Origin of the sequence: Microbulbifer sp. Q7 (assembly GCF_001639145.1) — a bacterium.
GTDB lineage: Bacteria > Pseudomonadota > Gammaproteobacteria > Pseudomonadales > Cellvibrionaceae > Microbulbifer.
Genome location: NZ_LROY01000001.1, coordinates 660,924 through 678,290, shown reverse-complemented (window position 1 = coordinate 678,290; position 17,367 = coordinate 660,924). Strand labels below are relative to the sequence as shown.

General features: G+C 58.5%; 9 protein-coding genes and 1 tRNA gene. 5 read left to right on the top strand and 5 right to left on the bottom strand.

The features are described 5' to 3' along the window. Positions 1 to 32: 32 nt before the first annotated feature. Positions 33 to 2,690: a phosphoenolpyruvate carboxylase gene (gene ppc / locus AU182_RS02695; protein ID WP_066960238.1), complete on the bottom strand. Its 2,658-nt coding sequence runs from the start codon at positions 2,688 to 2,690 to the stop codon at positions 33 to 35. 225 nt (positions 2,691 to 2,915) lie between these two features. Here ppc and AU182_RS02690 point away from each other — a divergent pair. After that, positions 2,916 to 3,002: transfer RNA gene (locus AU182_RS02690), tRNA-Leu, on the top strand. 175 nt (positions 3,003 to 3,177) lie between these two features. On the opposite strand, the gene AU182_RS02685 is transcribed toward AU182_RS02690, so the two are convergent. The 4 genes from AU182_RS02685 to AU182_RS02670 form a co-directional block, all read right to left on the bottom strand. Then, positions 3,178 to 3,678: an energy transducer TonB gene (locus AU182_RS02685; RefSeq protein ID WP_066960231.1), complete on the bottom strand. Its 501-nt coding sequence runs from the start codon at positions 3,676 to 3,678 to the stop codon at positions 3,178 to 3,180. Continuing rightward, the gene (locus tag AU182_RS02680; RefSeq protein WP_066960230.1) at positions 3,671 to 5,746 is read right to left on the bottom strand and encodes a S9 family peptidase; all 2,076 of its coding nucleotides are present in this window, start codon (positions 5,744 to 5,746) and stop codon (positions 3,671 to 3,673) included. The genes AU182_RS02685 and AU182_RS02680 overlap by 8 nt, the downstream gene beginning before the upstream one ends. A gap of 69 nt (positions 5,747 to 5,815) precedes the next feature. Next, on the bottom strand, positions 5,816 to 8,605 hold the full coding sequence (locus tag AU182_RS02675) for a TonB-dependent siderophore receptor (protein ID WP_066960229.1): 2,790 nt from the start codon (positions 8,603 to 8,605) through the stop codon (positions 5,816 to 5,818). Between the two features lie 96 nt (positions 8,606 to 8,701). Then, positions 8,702 to 13,747 carry a hypothetical protein gene (locus tag AU182_RS02670; protein WP_066960228.1) on the bottom strand — a complete coding sequence of 1,682 codons (5,046 nt, stop codon included), beginning with the start codon at positions 13,745 to 13,747 and terminating at the stop codon, positions 8,702 to 8,704. Positions 13,748 to 14,169: 422 nt separating this feature from the next. Here AU182_RS02670 and AU182_RS02665 point away from each other — a divergent pair, with 422 nt between their 5' ends. The 4 genes from AU182_RS02665 to AU182_RS02650 are packed head-to-tail and all read left to right on the top strand — an operon-like array spanning position 14,170 to position 17,355. Further along, positions 14,170 to 15,024 carry a MipA/OmpV family protein gene (locus tag AU182_RS02665; protein WP_082859164.1) on the top strand — a complete coding sequence of 285 codons (855 nt, stop codon included), beginning with the start codon at positions 14,170 to 14,172 and terminating at the stop codon, positions 15,022 to 15,024. Between the two features lie 2 nt (positions 15,025 to 15,026). After that, the gene (locus AU182_RS02660; protein ID WP_066960224.1) at positions 15,027 to 15,392 is read left to right on the top strand and encodes a DUF3019 domain-containing protein; all 366 of its coding nucleotides are present in this window, start codon (positions 15,027 to 15,029) and stop codon (positions 15,390 to 15,392) included. Between the two features lie 11 nt (positions 15,393 to 15,403). Beyond that, entirely contained in the window at positions 15,404 to 16,156 is a 753-nt protein-coding gene (locus AU182_RS02655) for a response regulator transcription factor (RefSeq protein WP_193754274.1), read from the top strand. Continuing rightward, complete coding sequence (locus tag AU182_RS02650) at positions 16,156 to 17,355, top strand: ATP-binding protein (protein WP_066960222.1); 1,200 nt, start codon at positions 16,156 to 16,158, stop codon at positions 17,353 to 17,355. The genes AU182_RS02655 and AU182_RS02650 overlap by 1 nt, the downstream gene beginning before the upstream one ends. Positions 17,356 to 17,367 lie beyond the last annotated feature (12 nt).

Here is a 17,367-nt window from a genome sequence, read left to right as displayed (position 1 = left end):
ACCGGGCCGAGTCCCAACCCGGCCCAATCTACTCACCCGGTATTGCGCATTCCCGCGGCGATACCGGCAATGGTGACCATCAGGGCGCTCTCGAGCACCGGATCGTCCTCGCGGGTACGCAGGCGCGCCATCAATTCCGCCTGCAACAGGTGCAACGGATCCGTATAAGGGTCGCGCACGCGAATGGACCAGCGCATGACCGGGTTGTTGTCCAGCAGGCTGTCGCGTCCGGTGAGCTCGCTCAGCGCGGCAACGGTACGCGCCAGGCGGCTGCGCAATTCCACCCCCAGGCGCTGCAGCTCGGCATCATCCGTCAGGCGTTCCTCATACCAGAGCGCCACGCGCGTGTCGGATTTGGCCAGCACCATCTCCAGCATATCCACCACGGTCTGGAAGAACGGCCACTGGTCACTCATGGCGCGCAGGGTCTGCGGCGCTTTTTCCAGGCCGGTTTCCAGGGCCGCGCCGGTCCCCAGCCACGCGGGCAGCATCAGGCGCATCTGCGTCCAGGCAAATACCCACGGAATCGCCCGCAGGGTTTCCACACCACCACCGGGCTTGCGGCGCGCGGGCCGGCTGCCGAGGGCGAGGCGGCTCAGCTCGGTTTCCGGGGTAACCGTGCGCAAATAAGAAACCAAAGCCGGGTCATCCTGCACCACCTCCCGGTAGGCGCCCACGGAAGCCTGGGTCAGGCGATCCATTTCCGCGCGCCATTCCGGGCGCGGCTCTGCCGGCGGCAACAGGGTGGCCTCCAGGGTCGCCGCAATATATTGCTCCAGATTGTAGGCGGCCACGGATGGGCGCCCGTATTTCACCCGGATCATTTCCCCCTGCTCAGTGACGCGGATACGGCCGGCCACGGACCCCGGAGGCTGGGACAGCAGCGCCATGCGGGTGGGGGAGCCGCCGCGGGAAATAGAACCGCCGCGCCCGTGGAACAGGGTGAGCGGTATGCCATGCTCGCGGAAGATTCCGGTGAGCGCTTCCTGGGCGCGGAACTGGGCCCAGGCGGCACCGAGGAAGCCGGCATCCTTGGCGGAGTCGGAGTAGCCAATCATGACTTCCTGACCACCCTTGACCCGCTCGCGGTAGAACGGGATCTCCAACAGTGCACTCATGGTGGCGAAGGCGTTGTTGAGGTCATCCAGCGTTTCAAACAGGGGCACCACCCGCATTGGTGCTTTTACCCCACCTATTTTCTGCAGCAGCATGACCGCGAGTACATCGGATGAGGTTTTCGCCATGGAAATCACATAGGCACCCAGCCCCTCCGGGCCCTGCTCGGCGATCACCCTGCAGGTATCGAGCACCTCGCGCACCTCATCGGTACAGAACTCGCTTTCGAAAAAGGCGCCATTCACCAGCGGGCGACGGCTTTCCAGTTCGCTCAGCAGAAACTTCTGCTTCACCTTTTCACCCCAGCTGGCGTAGCTGCCCAGGTCGAGGAAGCGGGTGATGGCATCGATGGCATCCGTATGGCGGGTAGACTCCTGACGGATATCCAGGCGCAGCAGGGTGATGCCAAAACAGTTCAAACGGCGCAGGGTGTCTTTCAGCTGGCCGTCGGCAATGGCGGCGAGGCCGACCTCACGCAGGGAGCGGTCGATCAAGCTCAACTCGTCATACAGCTGGCTACCGCTGGCATAGATTTCGCCCTCAGGTTCTGCAGTGCCATTGACCCTCGCCTCCATCACCTCGCGGGTGAGGCGCAGACGATCACGCACCGCGCGCAACAGCACCCGGTAGGGCTCGGGGCTGGGGCCGGTGCGGGCCAGCAACTCGTCGTTGGCGCGATGTATGGACAGGTCTGCCAGTAGGTTTTCCACATCCCGCAGATACAGGTCGGCGGCCATCCAGCGCGCCAGAGTCAGCACCTGTCGGGTTACCCCGGCGGTGACATTGGGGTTGCCATCGCGGTCACCCCCCATCCAGGAGGCAAACCGGATCGGCACCCAGTCGGAGGGCAGCGGGTCCAGACCAGCCAGCGCAAGCTCCTCCTCGATATCCCGCATTCCCTGGGGTACCGCCTGCCACAGCGATTGCTCAATGGTGGCAAAGCCCCACTTGGCTTCATCCACAGGGGTGGGACGCTCGCGGCGGATTTCGTCGGTGCTCCAGGCGGAGAGAATCTGCTCGCGCAACAGGCGACGCAGGTTGTCGCGCTCCTCCGGGGTGGCGTCGGGCCTGTCCAGCTCCGCCAGCCGGTCGGCAATCTGGTCGTATTTGCGGATCAGGGTGCGGCGAGTCACCTCGGTGGGGTGGGCGGTCAGCACCAGCTCGACAGAGAGATTGGAAAGCACATCCAGTACCTGCGACTGGTCCAGATTTGCTTTCTTCAGCTCAGCCAGTACCTGGCGCAGACCGCGGTCGGTGTCGGGGTCTCCGGGGAAACGCTCATGCCGGCGGCGCAGGCGCTCGCGGTGGCGCTGTTCGGCGAGGTTGGCCAGATTGAGGAACTGGCTGAAGGCCCGGGCGACTTCCAGCAGGGTCTCGTCATCCAGCGGATCCAGCAATTCCCGTAATTTTCCTACAGGCATTTCCCCGTGGCTGCGACTCTCCACCGCCACCTGGCGGATGGTCTCCACCGTTTCGTACAGGGAGTCACCCGCCTGCGAGCGCAATACCGCTCCCAGCTCCTCGCCCAATAGACGAACATCTTCCCTCAAGGGCGCATTTTGGTCTTGATCCATGGAATATCTCCCCCTGGCCGGAATAAATTTTCCCGTTATTTTTACATATTTCTCACGCCTTTGAGATGCCTCGGCCGCATTTTATGTAAAAAAACTACAAAACTTGTCCGGTACGACCTGCCAATTCTTTCTGCGATCCGGAACTCACTGTCGGGTCACAACAGACAATTGACTCGCGCAAGAAAATCGCTATAGTGCGCAGCCTCAGCGGCACACGCTGTTGATGCCCAGGTGGCGGAATTGGTAGACGCGCTAGCTTCAGGTGCTAGTGACCTTACGGTCGTGGAAGTTCAAGTCTTCTCCTGGGCACCATCTCTTATCTTTCTATTTTTATATCCCCGATACCCCTTGCGCCCGGACGCCAGAGCTCTTCGTCCGCGATCAAGCCGCGTGCGCGCACAAAAAAGCCCGAGCGAGTGCCCGGGCAAAACTGGGGGTCCGGCAGCTGCGGCCGCCGTTATATCTCGACCAAGAGAGTTTTTAGTGTTCAGTTGTTGAAAGCAGAATCTGCATCGCAGTCGCTTTCCCTCGAGCCTTCTTCACAGTTTTCGGATTCGAAGAAAAACTGGTAGCGCCACTCCTGATCCGGCCAGGACGTTTCCGAAGGCACAAACTGCCAGTTTTTCATCGCGGCCAGGATCGGCGCCGCATAGACCTGCACTTCTTCACTGCTCTGATCCCTGAGCGCCACAGCGGAGACACTGCCGTCACGCTCGACGGTGAATGAGAAAAACAGCACACCCTCTACCTTGTCTTCCAGCGCCTTTTCCACCACTTGGTTGTCGCTGAAATCCGGACGTTCGAAGTACCAAAAGGACAGCCCTTTATCGCGCAACTCCTGCTGCTTCTGACGGCGGTAGTCATTGCGCTCCGCATTGCGGCACTCCCTGAAACTATCGAACGCGGAACAGTCCGGACGCTGCCAGTCCAGGCTGAACGCCTGGCTGACGGCAAGCAGGGAAGCGGCGGCTATCAGGGTCTTAACCACGCTTCACCCCCTCGTAGTATTTGTATTCAAGGCCCAGAGCACCCGTAGGCACACAGTCGCTCGCCGGCGGGTCGGTAGGCTTGCCATCGCCAATATGGCGATCGAAGAAGTCGATCATGCGGCAATAGATTTCCTTCTGGCTATCCTGCTCTCGGGCACCGTGGCCGGCACGGGGCGCCACCAGGGTTTCCAGTGCATGCTCCTGCTCTACCAGCGCATCGCGCATCGCGTCGAAATGGGCCCAGTGCACACGCACATCACGCTGGCCCTGAATCAGAAACACCGGCGCTTCAATACGATCGGCATTGGCCGCGGGCGAACGACGTGCGCGCTCTTCGGCATCAGTGCCGACAGCGGCTTTCAGGTAGTTGCGGCCAGCCTTGCGCAAGGGGATATCACCCTCGGTCATAAAGACGTTCAGGTCGTACACACCGACGTAGCCGATACCACACTTGTACAGGTCGGGCTCCTTGGTAATACCCATCATCGCCGCGTAGCCACCGTAGGAAGCGCCGTAGATACATATGCGTTCCGGATCGGCGATACCGGCCTGAATCGCCCAGTAGGTCGCATCGGTCAGGTCGTCCTGCATCTCGCGGCCCCATTTGCCATAGCCACCGAACAGGAACTCGCGCCCGTAGCCACCAGAGCCACGGTAGTTCACGTGCATCACCGCGTAACCAGCATTGGCGAACACCACGCGTTCCTTGTTGTAGCCCCAGTAGTCGCGCGGACCGTGTGGGCCACCATGGGGCAGGATGATCAGTGGCAGCTTCTTCGCCTCTTTGTTCACAGGCAAAGTAATGTAGCCATTGATTTCCAGTCCGTCACGGGCGTTGAAGCGCACCGGGTGCGTCGCCGGAATTTTAGTGGGGTCAATCCACTCCGCCTGATTGGCAAGGAATTTAAGTGCACCGTCAAACTGGTTGTACACGTAGTAGCTACCGGGGTGGCGGTCATCGCCCACATGCACTACCCATTCATTGCCGTCACTGGTGCGGTTCAGAATCTGAATCACCTTGTTGGGGAAGGTTCCCTGCAGGCGCTTATGGGTCTTGGCGTAGTGATTGTCCTCGTCGATATACACGACCTGAGGATAATCGTAATGAATCAGCGCGCCCCATGGGTTGCCGTTGTCATCACTGAAGGTTTTGTCGTAATCCACTTTAGGATGGCGGTAAACCAGTTTTTTCGCACCGGTTTTCACGTTTACCCTGTATAGACCTTTTGTAGGCGCTTCGACGCTATCTGTGTACCACATCCAGTCGTCTTCGCGGGTCCAGGCCACGGGCGCAAACACACCCTTGGCGTTGTGAAATACTTTTTCTTCCCAATCACCACTGTCTCTCCGGGTGGCAACGACCGTGTGATCGAAGCTGTCCGGCAGACGACCCACCCAGTGGGTAATATCGCCATCTTTGTTGAAGATCGGTTTTGCCAGGCGGATCGGGGAACGCGCGATGCGCGAGTTCTTACCAGTGTAGATATTCAGCTTGTAGATATACTGCAGCGGAAAATTGAGCCCGGAACCGGATGGATAGACCACAACCCGATAGTGGTCGTTGTCTATTTTACCCGCCAGGGAGGCGTGCTCGTTACCGCCGTAATCATTGGTTCCACTCCAGATGACTCCCTTGCGCGAGCCATCTACGTTCATCGCAGCGATGGAAGACGAACCGGCACCTTCGGAAGTGGCAGATTTCCTGCTAAAGCTGAACAGAACGCGCTCTTTGTTCGCCCACTGAATATTAGTAACGCCCACCGAACCATCCATCTGCAGAGTGGATTTAATGTTCATGGTGCGGCGATCAATAATCACCCCGTCGGTCAGGCCGTCTTCACGCACTTTGCCAGCGGCAAAGTGTCGGCCGTCGGGGGAGATGCGAACATTGGTATACGCTACCGGGAGGAACAGGTCTTCCATGGGCACCGGCATTTCACCCAGGCTTGCGGCGTAGCTGCCGACGCCCTCGCTATTTTTATCTTCCTTTGCCTGCGCCCCTTGAAGGCCGGTAAAGACGACCGCACCAAAAACCAGTGCGGCGGCTGCTATTTTTCGTATTTTCATCGCTTAACTCCTGTGGCCGGCGCCTGACAAACTAAATTGCCGGACACCGGCCGACACCTCAACAGGAACTCAGTTACTCAGGAAGTAACTGAAAGAAACGTTCACGCTGCGTCCCAGCGGGCTCTGCAGGTGACTCCAGTAGTACGGCCAGCGCGGGCTGCTGCTGTCTGTGGTAGGCATAGCCTTGGTCAGGTTCTGTACCGTCAGGCCCATGTTCAGACGCGCACTCGCCTGGTAGAACGCACTCAGGTTCGCCGTGTAATGAGGCTCCATTGCGTTGGTACCGGTGAAGTTGTTCACGCGTCCCTGGCGCTGGATGAACAGTGCCGCGCCCACCGTTTCAAATGCGGTCAGCGGGTTACTCCAGCTGAACGTCATATTGGTGCGGGTGGAGGGCACCGACTGACCCGGCAGGCCACTGCTCATGTCGATCGGCGCATCGCCTTCGAACTGCAGCCAGTCATAGGACAGGGTATTAACGTACTTCAACTGCACACCAAAATTGCCGTACTGTACCGAATCGAACGTTGCATTGACGGTGGCATCCAACCCCTGCAGCTCGGTGTAGGCATTGTTTTGCGGCTCGATAATGATGCTCTCTACACGTCCGGTCGCATCGCGAACCACACGGTTGCTGACGTCCTCACACAGGCGGCTACTGTCCTGCAGCGTGCCAGAAGCACAGCGCCACTCGGTTTCCATCAGGCCAAAGGCGCTCTCGGTCACTACCAGATCGTTCAGGCGAACCTTGTACCAGTCCAGCGCCACGTTGACGTTGTTGGTCGGGGTGAAGATCAGACCCAGCCCCATATCCTTACCGCTTTCCTCTTCCAGGTCGTCGCGGCCGCGGCGGGTAGAGACCACGTTGTACGACGGGCAGGCACCGGTGAAGTTCTCACCGTCAAAACAGTCGCCGCCAAGTAAATCGGTCACTACCTGATAGCCAGTGGACTCACCGTAGATATTGAACATATCCGGTGCGCGGAAGGTCTGCGCGTAGCTGCCGCGGAACTTCAGCGTGTCGAACGGGCTGTATAGAAACTTCAGCGAGGAGGTGTTGCGGCCGCCAATCGCGGTGGAGTCGTCGTAACGATCCATACGCGTGGCAAAGGTCAGCTCCAGATCTTCCACCACCGGGATCAGGAACTCGGCCCCGATCGCGCTGCGGTCGCGGCTGCCGCCCGCCTCAATGGCACCGACGTTGAGCCAGCCGTTGCCATCCAGGTTCAGTGAGCGTTCGTCCGGGTTGATCGCGGTAGACTGGCTCGCCCAGTCAGTGACGATTGCCATGGTCACCGGGTTGTACAGCACACCGAAATCGCTCAGCTCGCCTACCACCTTGAAGCTGATGGAGTCCGCACTGGAGCTGGCAAAGGTGGTCGCCTTGCCCATCAGCGCATCGCGATCCACAGAGGCATCGCGGAAAATGTTGTCGACCAGTTGACTCTCAAAGAAGCTGTTGTCGACCTGGTAGATATTCGGTGCCAGCTCGTTGACTTCGCTGGCACCGTCCATAAACCATTCGCGCAGTACTTCCTCGCGGATGGCACCGTATTGCTGAGTCATGTTGTAGCGGGCCTTGGAATAACCGACGTCCCAGCTCCAAGTGTTATCCCCCAGTTCTACCTCACCTTCCAGGCCCATCATCAGGGTCCACATTTCCTGGTCGTAGGACGAGGTGGTGTAACCCAGGTCATGGGAAAAGGAGCGGCCGATATCGACGGCCTTGGTAAAGTCGGCGTTGATCACACGACCGCTCCAGTTTGACGCGCTCACCGAGCTACCGACATCCTGCTTGGACATCAGGACAGTAGCGAAGCCCTGGATGTTGTCGGTGAACTGATAGCGACCATCGACAAATGCCGAGGTCCGATCCAGATCCGAACTCATGGCAATACCGCGGGAGGCATCGAAGTTACAACGGGTGGCACCATCTTCGCTGAAAGTCTCGGTGGTGATCAGGCCGTTTTCTTCACAGCTGTAGCCCAGGGGGGAAACTGCACCGGTGTAACCGTTCTCGAAATCCTGAATATTGGCACCGATACCGGTAACCTGGAAACGACGGTCATCCAGATATTCCACCTCGTCGGCAGAAATGGCGTTGGCGGTACGCTGCTCCAGACTGACGGTAACAGAGCCGCGCTCGAAGGCCTTACCGGTAACGAACGAGAGATCCTTGTTAAAGCCGTAGCCATCTTCAAACGCGCCGACATTGGCAGTGACCAGAGTCTGCTCCATATCGCGCTTGGTGATGACATTGATTACACCACCCACAGCGTCGGAGCCGTAGATTGCAGACGCGCTACCGGTGAGCACTTCCACACGGGACATGGCCGTACCCGGAATGGTCCCCAGATCCGCGCCGTTCTGCTCGCCACCAAATGGCAGCGGGTAATCCGCGATGCGCCGGCCATTGACCAGCACCAGAGTGCGACCGGAACCGAGGCCGCGCAGGTTCGCTTCGCTGGCGCCAACGGTGAAGCCGGAAAGCAGGTTGCCGGAGCTACCTTCGGTATAGCCGTTGTTAGCCGCCATCGAATCAATGACCTCAGCAACGGTCGTCAGGCCGCGCTTTTTCATATCCTCTTCGTCGATCACGGTCATGGGATCGGGACCGTCGAAGGTGCTGCGCGGGATCAACGAGCCCGTGACCACCACGGTTTCGATTGCCTCAGAACCGCGTACGATCAGGCCCTCTTCCGCATTCTGTACCTTGCCGGAGCGCTGCTCTTTTTTCTCTTCTTTTCCGCTTTCGGCTTTCTGCTGGTCGGCAGCAGCCTCTTGGGCGTGCAGCGGCATGGCGACCGCCAGCCCGAGCACCGCCGCTACGCAAAGCGAGAGTCTCTTTTTCTCAAACATATTCAATTCCTGTGGGCGCTAGCCCATGCGAATTCTTTGACTTACCGGATACGGGGGCGCCCGGCGCCCCCCGTAGTGCAACGATTAGCTGTGGGATTACAGGCTGCGAGAGATGGCAAAGTGCCCGCTCAAGCCGTTTTTGTCGGTGTCACCGCTGTGCACGCCAAGTCCACTCTTGATGGACCACAGCTTGTACTTACCGTCCACACCGAAGTCGATATTGAAGCCGGTGCCGGACACATCGCTGTTGAACACAACACCATTGGCGTGCAGGTCGTGCACACTGTGGTTATTGCTGTCGGCAATGCTGAAGGTGGCGTAAGGCATGGCAAAACCTTCACTTAGCTTGAAGGACTTGCGCATGCTCAGGCCAAGACGGGTCGTCTCTGTGCTGCCAAGGTTGTAGGCATAGTCAAAGTTGCCGTCGGAAGAGGTGAAGCCATCGATTTCAGACTTCACATCGCTCCACTGGGCAAACGAGGTCATAGCGACACCGGAGTCCATCAGGTAGGTCCAGCCACCTTCGAGGCTATAACCTTTTGCCTTACCGGAGGTCATCGCGGCGGAGTCGTAGGCCCGGACGCGTGCATCGAAGTCCACCTGCTGAACCATGGCGCTCGCGTAGAAGTCACCCATGCTCAGAGAGCCATTCAGTGCGAAGGTTTCGGTATCCAGGGAAGCACTCGACTGCTGCGCCAACTGATTGCCGTCTGCGTAGCCTTTACCCACCATCGGGCTGATAGACAACCAGGTGCTGCCCAGTTTGGTGGAGTAAGTGGCGCCGGCCATCTGGCTGCTCAGTAGCTGGGTAAAGCTCAGGTCCTGAGCAGCGATTTCGCCCTTGCTTTCGATGTCGCTATCACTGTGAAAAACACTGGACCAGACCTGCAAACCTTCCACGCGACTGCTTTCACCGCGGTTGGCACCGCGCTCACTGTCCAGGAACACGGACGCGGAGCGGGCCCAGAAGCTCTCGGCCAGATGTGAAACAGAGCTTGCAGCCGTACCGAGGTCGGACAGACCGGCGGTGTAGGCGATTACCCAGTTGCCGTTACCGTCCTGCTGCATTTTTGCTTCGAGGATGGTATCGGCAAAGTCACCGCCCAGTGCGGCCAGGGATACGCTGTCCACATCCTGGTTGCCGTTCACGGTGAGGATCGCATCGGTGGTCTGCGCACCCTTGCTCTGGTCGGTCACGTTCATCGCAACACGCAGACCGCTGGTCTGGGTGTCACCCGCCTGGTTCACCACATCCACCGCGCTCAGGTCACCATTGATGGTGATGCTGTCGCTGACCGTAGAGCTGACGTCCACCAGCAACAACGCACCTGTGCTCTGGAAATTGGCGAAGGTCACATCGCCGTTGATGGTCAGGCTATCGCCCACCTGGTTATCCAGGCTGGAGATGGTGACGTAGTTGGCGCCGCCGGAATAATTGACCATGGCACCCTGCGCACCCAGCTCGATCGCACTGTCGCCGGAGAAGACGATATCACCCGCTTCGTTGATGAAGGTGTTACGGCCGGCACCCATGTCGATGGTCGCATCGCTCAGGGTGATCTTGCCAACACCGGCGATGATGCCGCTGCTGTCATAGCGGAAGCCATTGCGCAGAATATCGTCGCTGTCACCAGTGATGATGGAGCCGGTGATGTTACCGGCGTTGAAGATCAGGTTCGGAACCACCTGGCCAGTTTGCAGATTCAGGTAATCCTGGCCAAACACTTCCAGCGCTACTCCGTTGGTGCCGGTAGTGATGCTGCCAGTGTTGACGACCACCGTCGGGGCACCCCCCGAGAAAACATCGATTCCGGTGCTGTTGGCGCCGGTGTGGATGTCACCGCTGTTGCGCACATAAGTGGCGGCACCCACAACGCTGATACCGGTGGAATCGTTGCCCACATTGATGTCACCGGAATTGATGCTCTGGGCATAGATCGCATACGTGCGCATGCCGGTGCTGTTGTCGCCAGTCTGAATAGTGCCGGCGTTCTGGGTGATGCCTTGGATGTAGCCAATGGAGCGCATACCGTAGGTGTCATCCCCGGTCACCATCTGACCGTTTTCACCCTGCGCGGCCACAGACAGCACAAAACCGGTGGCATCGATACCGGAAGTCATGTCGCCGGTGGTGATGCTGCCATCGTTCACCAGTACGGAGTAAAGGCTTGTATCAACACTACCAAGGTTCATCATCGCCGCAGAACCGGAGGTATCGGAGAGACTGTATAGCGGACCGCTACCGATAGTGATGTCGCCAGTGTTCTGTGCGAAGTTGGAGGCGCCGGCAATGGCAATACCGGCACTGTTATCACCGCTGGTGATACTGCCGGTATTCACCGCCAGGGCAGTGTAGTTGTGGTCAAAAACCTCGGTGAAGAAGGCCGGGCTGGTGGCATTGCTCACCAGCATACCAAAGGACTTGTCACCCGTAGTCACGGTACCGTTGTTCACGGCTCCGGCGTATGCGTCTAACCCCAGTACCGTGCTTGAATGGATGCCGGTGGCGTTTACAGTCCAGTCGGTTTCACGGGTCTCACCGGCCTCAATCGTCGCACCGCTGCCCACGGTTACAGTGCCGTTATTCAGCACCAGGGATTCCCCATGGACAGAGTCCGCCACCAGGCCTTGGCCGATATCACCAGCGGTGACCACGCCATCCGCGGTATTGATGACGGTATTGTTGGCCCAGCTGGTGCCACCCGGATCAGCGGCAATAGCGCGGGAATGCGTGCGGAAGGGTGAGTAGTTACCAGCGCTCTCGCCGATAAAACCATTACCCACGGAAACGGAGCCGCTGTTGATCACGGTCACATCACCATAGGTGGCCGAGACACGGATGCCTTCGGACAGGTCGCCCAGGGCGATATCACCGGTGTTGACGACCTTGGTATCGAAGAATTCAATTTCCTCGCGGAATGAAATCGAACCACTGGTCTGCTTATTGCGTGCGTCAATGGTCTCGGCGCCGTACATGGCCAAAGGCACATCAGTACCCTTCAGGTTGCTGCCAGTGGCCGAAACGTTGATGCCGGTGCTGCGTGCCAGGTTGGGATTGGAAGTGAATGCCCCATCCTCGTTGGTCTCGATCACCTCGGACAACAACTGGTCACCGCTAATGCTGCCCGTGTTGTAGACAGTGACCGGGCCGCCAAAGCCGGCATAGGCAGCATTGACTTCCTCATTGCTGAAGCCACCGTAGATCTCCTCGGGGGTGATGCTGTCATTGCCCAGCAGGCGGTGGCGAATCAGGGCATTAACATTGATGGCGTCACTGCCGGAACCATGCAGCGCGATATCGCCGCTGTTCAGCACCAGCGTTTCACCCGCGCCGGCGGAGGAGATGCCAGTGCTGTCGCTGCCCACCAGGATCTGGCCGCTGTTCTCGATTGCAGTGCTGCCCAGGGTGGCCGCGTGAATACCGGAGGCATCGCTGGCCGCAGAAATGTCGATGGTGCCGCTGTTAACGATGGTGATATTGCCCACGTCGGCCACGTAGCCGCGCCCCTCTTTCACATCCTGGGCGTAGTAATGCTTGGTGGGCGTGTCCACGCCATCACCATTCAAGTCATGGGTATACCAGCTATCGCCAGCCTCAACACCCTCACCCGGTACAACATAGGTTTCGTAGGGGAGCGGCTCACAGGGGCGGAAAAAGCCACCGCAGCCCGGGGTCTGGGCATAGTCAACGGTGTACTGACTCTCGAAACCGGCAGTGGCATCAGCGTGGATGCCCGCGCCGCCCGCGCCGGCAGCAACAATGATGTCACCGCTATTTTCGATGATGATCTCGTCACCGGAGGGGTTGGCGGCCCGGATGCCGGTACCGCCAGCGCCCACAGTAATACTGCCAGAGTTCGCAATCTGGATGATGCTGTCAACGCCGTCGGCGTTGTAGATCTTGCCTACATATTCGGTACTAGTGTGGGTATAGGAAGGGGCTTTGTACTTGAACGCAGAGGCGTTACCCGAATCAAAGCTTACGCCGTTGTCGACGGAGTAGCCGTACTGCATCGCCAACTCGGCGTTGGCGGCAGTGCTGGCAGCAATACCCACAGAGTCAGCACCCAGGTCGATATCACCAGTGTTATTAATGGTGATGTCACCGGAGTCGGTGTGGCTGCGGATGCCGTAGGCAACGTCACCGGCATTGATGCTGCCATCGTTCGCGATCTGGATATCGCCAGCGATACTCTGCGCATCAATACCCACCACGGAGGCGCGGGAGGTCAGCTTATCGCCATTGACGAATACCTCGGCGGCATCGGAATACAGCTGCAGGTCGACCTCGCCGTCACCATCGATATCCACCCAATGGCGGTTACCCGCGCTGTCAGAAGTGGTGACGGAGGTGTAGTAATCGACTGACAGGCCATTGCCCAGGCGCAGGTCGCCAGTATTCTCGATGGCAATGGAGCCAGCATCGGTTTCGGCCGAGATCGCAGCCACGTCATCGAACACCAGTGAGCCCTCGGCGGCCACGATCACGTCAAGCTGGTCTTCTCGGCCCACACCGAAATCAGTGTTGGAGAGATCGTAACCCAGGCCGGCCATGTATTCGGCCATATCGTCGGCGTCGACACCCTCGGTACCAAAAGACTGCTCGGAACCGGTAATCGGAGCACGGTTCTCATCCAGCTGCACCATGCCGGTGAAGTTGAGGCCGGCACGCTGTTCACCCGGGAAACGCAGGGCGCGATCGTAGTAGGTCTTGACGAACGACGGGTCGATGGCGATGTCGCTGTCACCGGACTGGGTCACATCACCGTGGTTCTCAATGATCACCGAGCCCTCGGCTGCAATACTGGCAGGTTCTGCTGCCACAGCGGTCACCGAGATACCGCTGACGGTGCTACCTTCCGCAACCACCACCTGGATGTCGTTCGGGACCTCAATACCGTTCACAACGGTAAAGTCTTTCACCTCGTAGTGGATGGTCTCATCGAACTCGCCGCTGCACTGAACAGTGCCACTGGTGAACTCAGTAGAAATCGGGTTGCAGGCGCCGGCCTGCTGGGCGTAGGCGTTATGACCGGGCGTACCCGCCGCAATGGCGGCAACGGTCGCAGATGTAAACAGGGCCTTGCGAACGGCTGAAGTCAGCTGGCGCTGGGCGCTGGGAAAGCCTTTGTTATCGGCCATGGATTCTCTCCCCCAAGGTGAGTGGTTGCGTTTGACGCTGTTATTGGAAGTTTCTGAGCGACCGATAAAACCACGGGGCGAATCAAGCACTCCAAGAGTTTCACGTAACAGTTTGTAAGCGCACCAGCCGTGTGCGCGAACGAAAGCACCCGCCCCGAACGGGGCGGGTGCTTCAGGCTGTGGTGCGATTAACTTTTTTAGAAAGGGGAGGACGGACAAATCCTGACTGAAAAGTCTGGAAATTCACACAGGCAATTTGTTCGACAAACGCACAATATGGCGAAAATTAATCCGGAAAATACGGTTTTGTAACACATTGTAAGGATTACAGTAGGGCGCTGGAGCGCTTGGTTACGCTGTGATACAAACGTTCAAAATACAAACAGCACGATACCAATAACAGCGTCCGACCCAGCCCACAGATGATCAGAAGTACAACACTACTCCCGCTGATTCTGCTCAGTGCCCTTACCTTGGGTGTTACCCAAGCCCGGGCCGCCGAGCCGGCGGCTGTGCCGACACATGAGTGGAAGATCAGCCTGGCCGGTGGTTACGGTTTTCTGGAAAACCCGATCGCCGGAAAGCAGGATGCCGAAACCCATGTACTACCTTCCTTCAGCTACTACGGAAAACGTTTCTTTGTAAGTAACCTGACTGTTGGCTATAGCCTGCTGGAAAACGAGCGCGTTTACCTGGACCTGGTGGCGCGCCCCAATGAAGATGGACTCTTCTTTCAGCTGGACAAGAACAATGCCGCCAGCAATGGCCTGATTACCAGTTGGCTGACCCAGTTCCAAGCCGCAGACCCCGCAGATGTGGAACGCAAAGTCTCCCTCGTCGGCGGCCCCAGTGTGACTCTGGTTTCGGACTGGGTGGACGTTTCCTTCTCCTGGTTCCACGACCTGAGCAACGTGCACCACGGCAGCGAAACCCATTTGAGCTTCGATAAGCAGTACCCACTGTTTGGCGGCGCTGTAGGCTTTGGCGTTGGCGCGGTCCAGAAAGACATGGACCTGGTGAGCTACTACTACCAGTTCACCGAAGAGGAAGCGGGGGTCTTCTACAGCCGCTACGCGCAAAGATATCCGGCAGCCGACGCCACCGATACCTACGCGCGGCTGCACTTTTCCTACCCTCTGGGCAAGCACCTGGAGCTGCGCCTGGCGGCGCGCTATAACGATTACGATGAAGCGGGAAGAAACCTGCGTTTTATCGAGAATCCGCACACACTCAGCTGGTTTGCAGGCCTCCAGTACTCATTTGGCAGTGGGCACTGACCATGAAGCTGAATGTTCTGATGCTGTTGCTTGCTCTGGTGCCCGGCCTGACAACGGGTGCAGAGTTACGGGTTACACCCAGCATGTGCGCACTCGATGAAAGTGAGGACCAGTGCAGAGTGCTAGTAAGGCTGAATTTCGATGCGGACGACGAAGCCCGTTACTGCCTGTCGATTGTCGGCCGCGGCCTGGTGCGCTGCTTCTTTGGGGACAGCGAAGACCTCAACGTCTACGTCAATAGCCCCGAGGATATTCGCTTTCAGGTGACCGCAGACGAAAGCGGCAAAAGCGTTGCCGCCGCCGTGCTCAAGGTCGCCCAGTATCAACCCAAGCGCCATCGCCGCCGATACGGCTGGGGGCTCCTGTGATGAGTCCTGTGATGAATAACGCAGAAAACATCGCAAGCTGCGCCGCAGCGGCCGATAACGACAGCAAACCACAAACTTACCGGATATTACTGCTTGAAGACGACACTCAGCTGGCCGAGCTGATTGTGCGATTTCTCACTGAACGTCACTGCGAAGTGACTTATGCAGCCAGCGGCAGTGATTTCATGAAAGCGATCCATCACAAGGATTACGACCTGATCATTGCGGATGTGGTGCTGCCGGATGCCAGCGGCTTTCGCCTGCTGGAACAGTTTCGCAGTCAGTTGAGCTGCCCACTGATTTTCCTCAGCGCGCTCAGCTCCGTCGACGATCAGGTTGCGGGTTTACGACTCGGCGCCAACGACTACCTGGTAAAACCCGTCGATCCACATCTGTTGTGGGCAAAAATTGAAACGCACCTGCGCGCTACGAAAGGGCATGCGCCAGCCAGCTCCAGTATTGAGTTTGGCCCCCTGCGCGTCGACCTTGTGAGCCGCCAAGCCACGGTAAACGATCAGCCCTTGCCGCTCACTACCAACGAGTTCGACCTGCTGCAGATCTTCGCTGAACAACCGGTGTGCCTGTTGAGTCGCGAATACCTGTTCCGTCGCGTTATCGGACGGGAATTTGACGGGCTGGATCGTGTGATCGACATGCGCGTAAGCCGCTTGCGAAAAAAACTCGATGCAATCCCTCATGGTGTTGCCATACAGTCCATTCGCGGCCGGGGCTATTCCCTCACTACCGTTCACAGTACTTCCTGATGCGTCTGCAAATGTTGCGTTTGGTCAGCGTTCTGGCGCTGGCCCTGGTGGTGGTTTACTCGTCGGTTGCGGCACTCTACAACCTCTACTCCGCCGCCCCTCAGGAATACACCATCAGTGCCGCCCAGTTGGCCGAAGCACTGGAACGTGGCGACGCACCGCTGGCGCAAAGCTACCCTGCGGACGCGATCCATTTCTCCAGCGCCCTACACCAGCGGCTAAATGGTGGCGAGGTTGTCGGGCTGGATGCCGGCGACGGGAAAATCCTGTTTTACCATCGCAACGGCAACACGGTACTGGAAATCGGGCCCTTCCCGCACGAACCGGCACACAGTGTTACCCAGTGGCGCCTGCTGTTTATCGGCGCCATGCTGGTGGTTTTGCTGTTGCTGATCTGGCCAATGTTTAGCGACCTCAATCGGCTGCAGAAGCAGGCCATCCGTTTCAGTAAAAAGCCTTTTCATATTCCCGAGCAGCTCAGCCGCCGCTCGCCCATATTTCCGCTGGCGGAGACCTTCCGCCGTATGGCGAATATCGTTACCGGCCACTTCCAGATGAACCAGGACCTGGCCCGCACCATCGCCCACGAAATCCGTATGCCGCTAGCGCGGATCAAGTTCCAGCAGGCCCTGTCTGCGGGCGACTCGGAAAGCGAATCTGATAGTGTACAGGTCATCGACCGCGCGACGCGGGATATCGAACAGCTGGTAGAAAAATACCTGAACTTTGCCCAGGTTGAGGTGCACGAGCAGTTTCTTGCACGGAAAACCGTTGCGCTTGAGCCCTTCTTCTCCGAGCTGGGTTCGCACCTGGAAAACCAGCGCCTGGCGCTGGAAATCGGTTACTACTTTCCCGATGACCAGGCCTGGCTGGAACCGGATTCACTGACCATTGCGATCCAGAACCTTGTGGTGAACGCGGCAAAATACGCACATGACCGCGTCGATATACGGTTCGAGTTCGATGAACAGAAAGGTTTTTGCTGCCTTGCGGTGGAGGACAATGGCCCCGGGCTTGGCGGTGATGCGCTGGAACTGACCGACGCCTTCACCCGCTCCGCCACGGATGAGCAGGGGTACGGCCTCGGGCTGTATATCGTAAAGAAAGTGATGATGTGGCACGAAGGCGAACTGCGCCTGGACCAGTCCCCGCACCTCGGCGGCACCCGCGCGACGCTGCGCTGGCCCAACCGGCCCTGACACCGCCTGCGT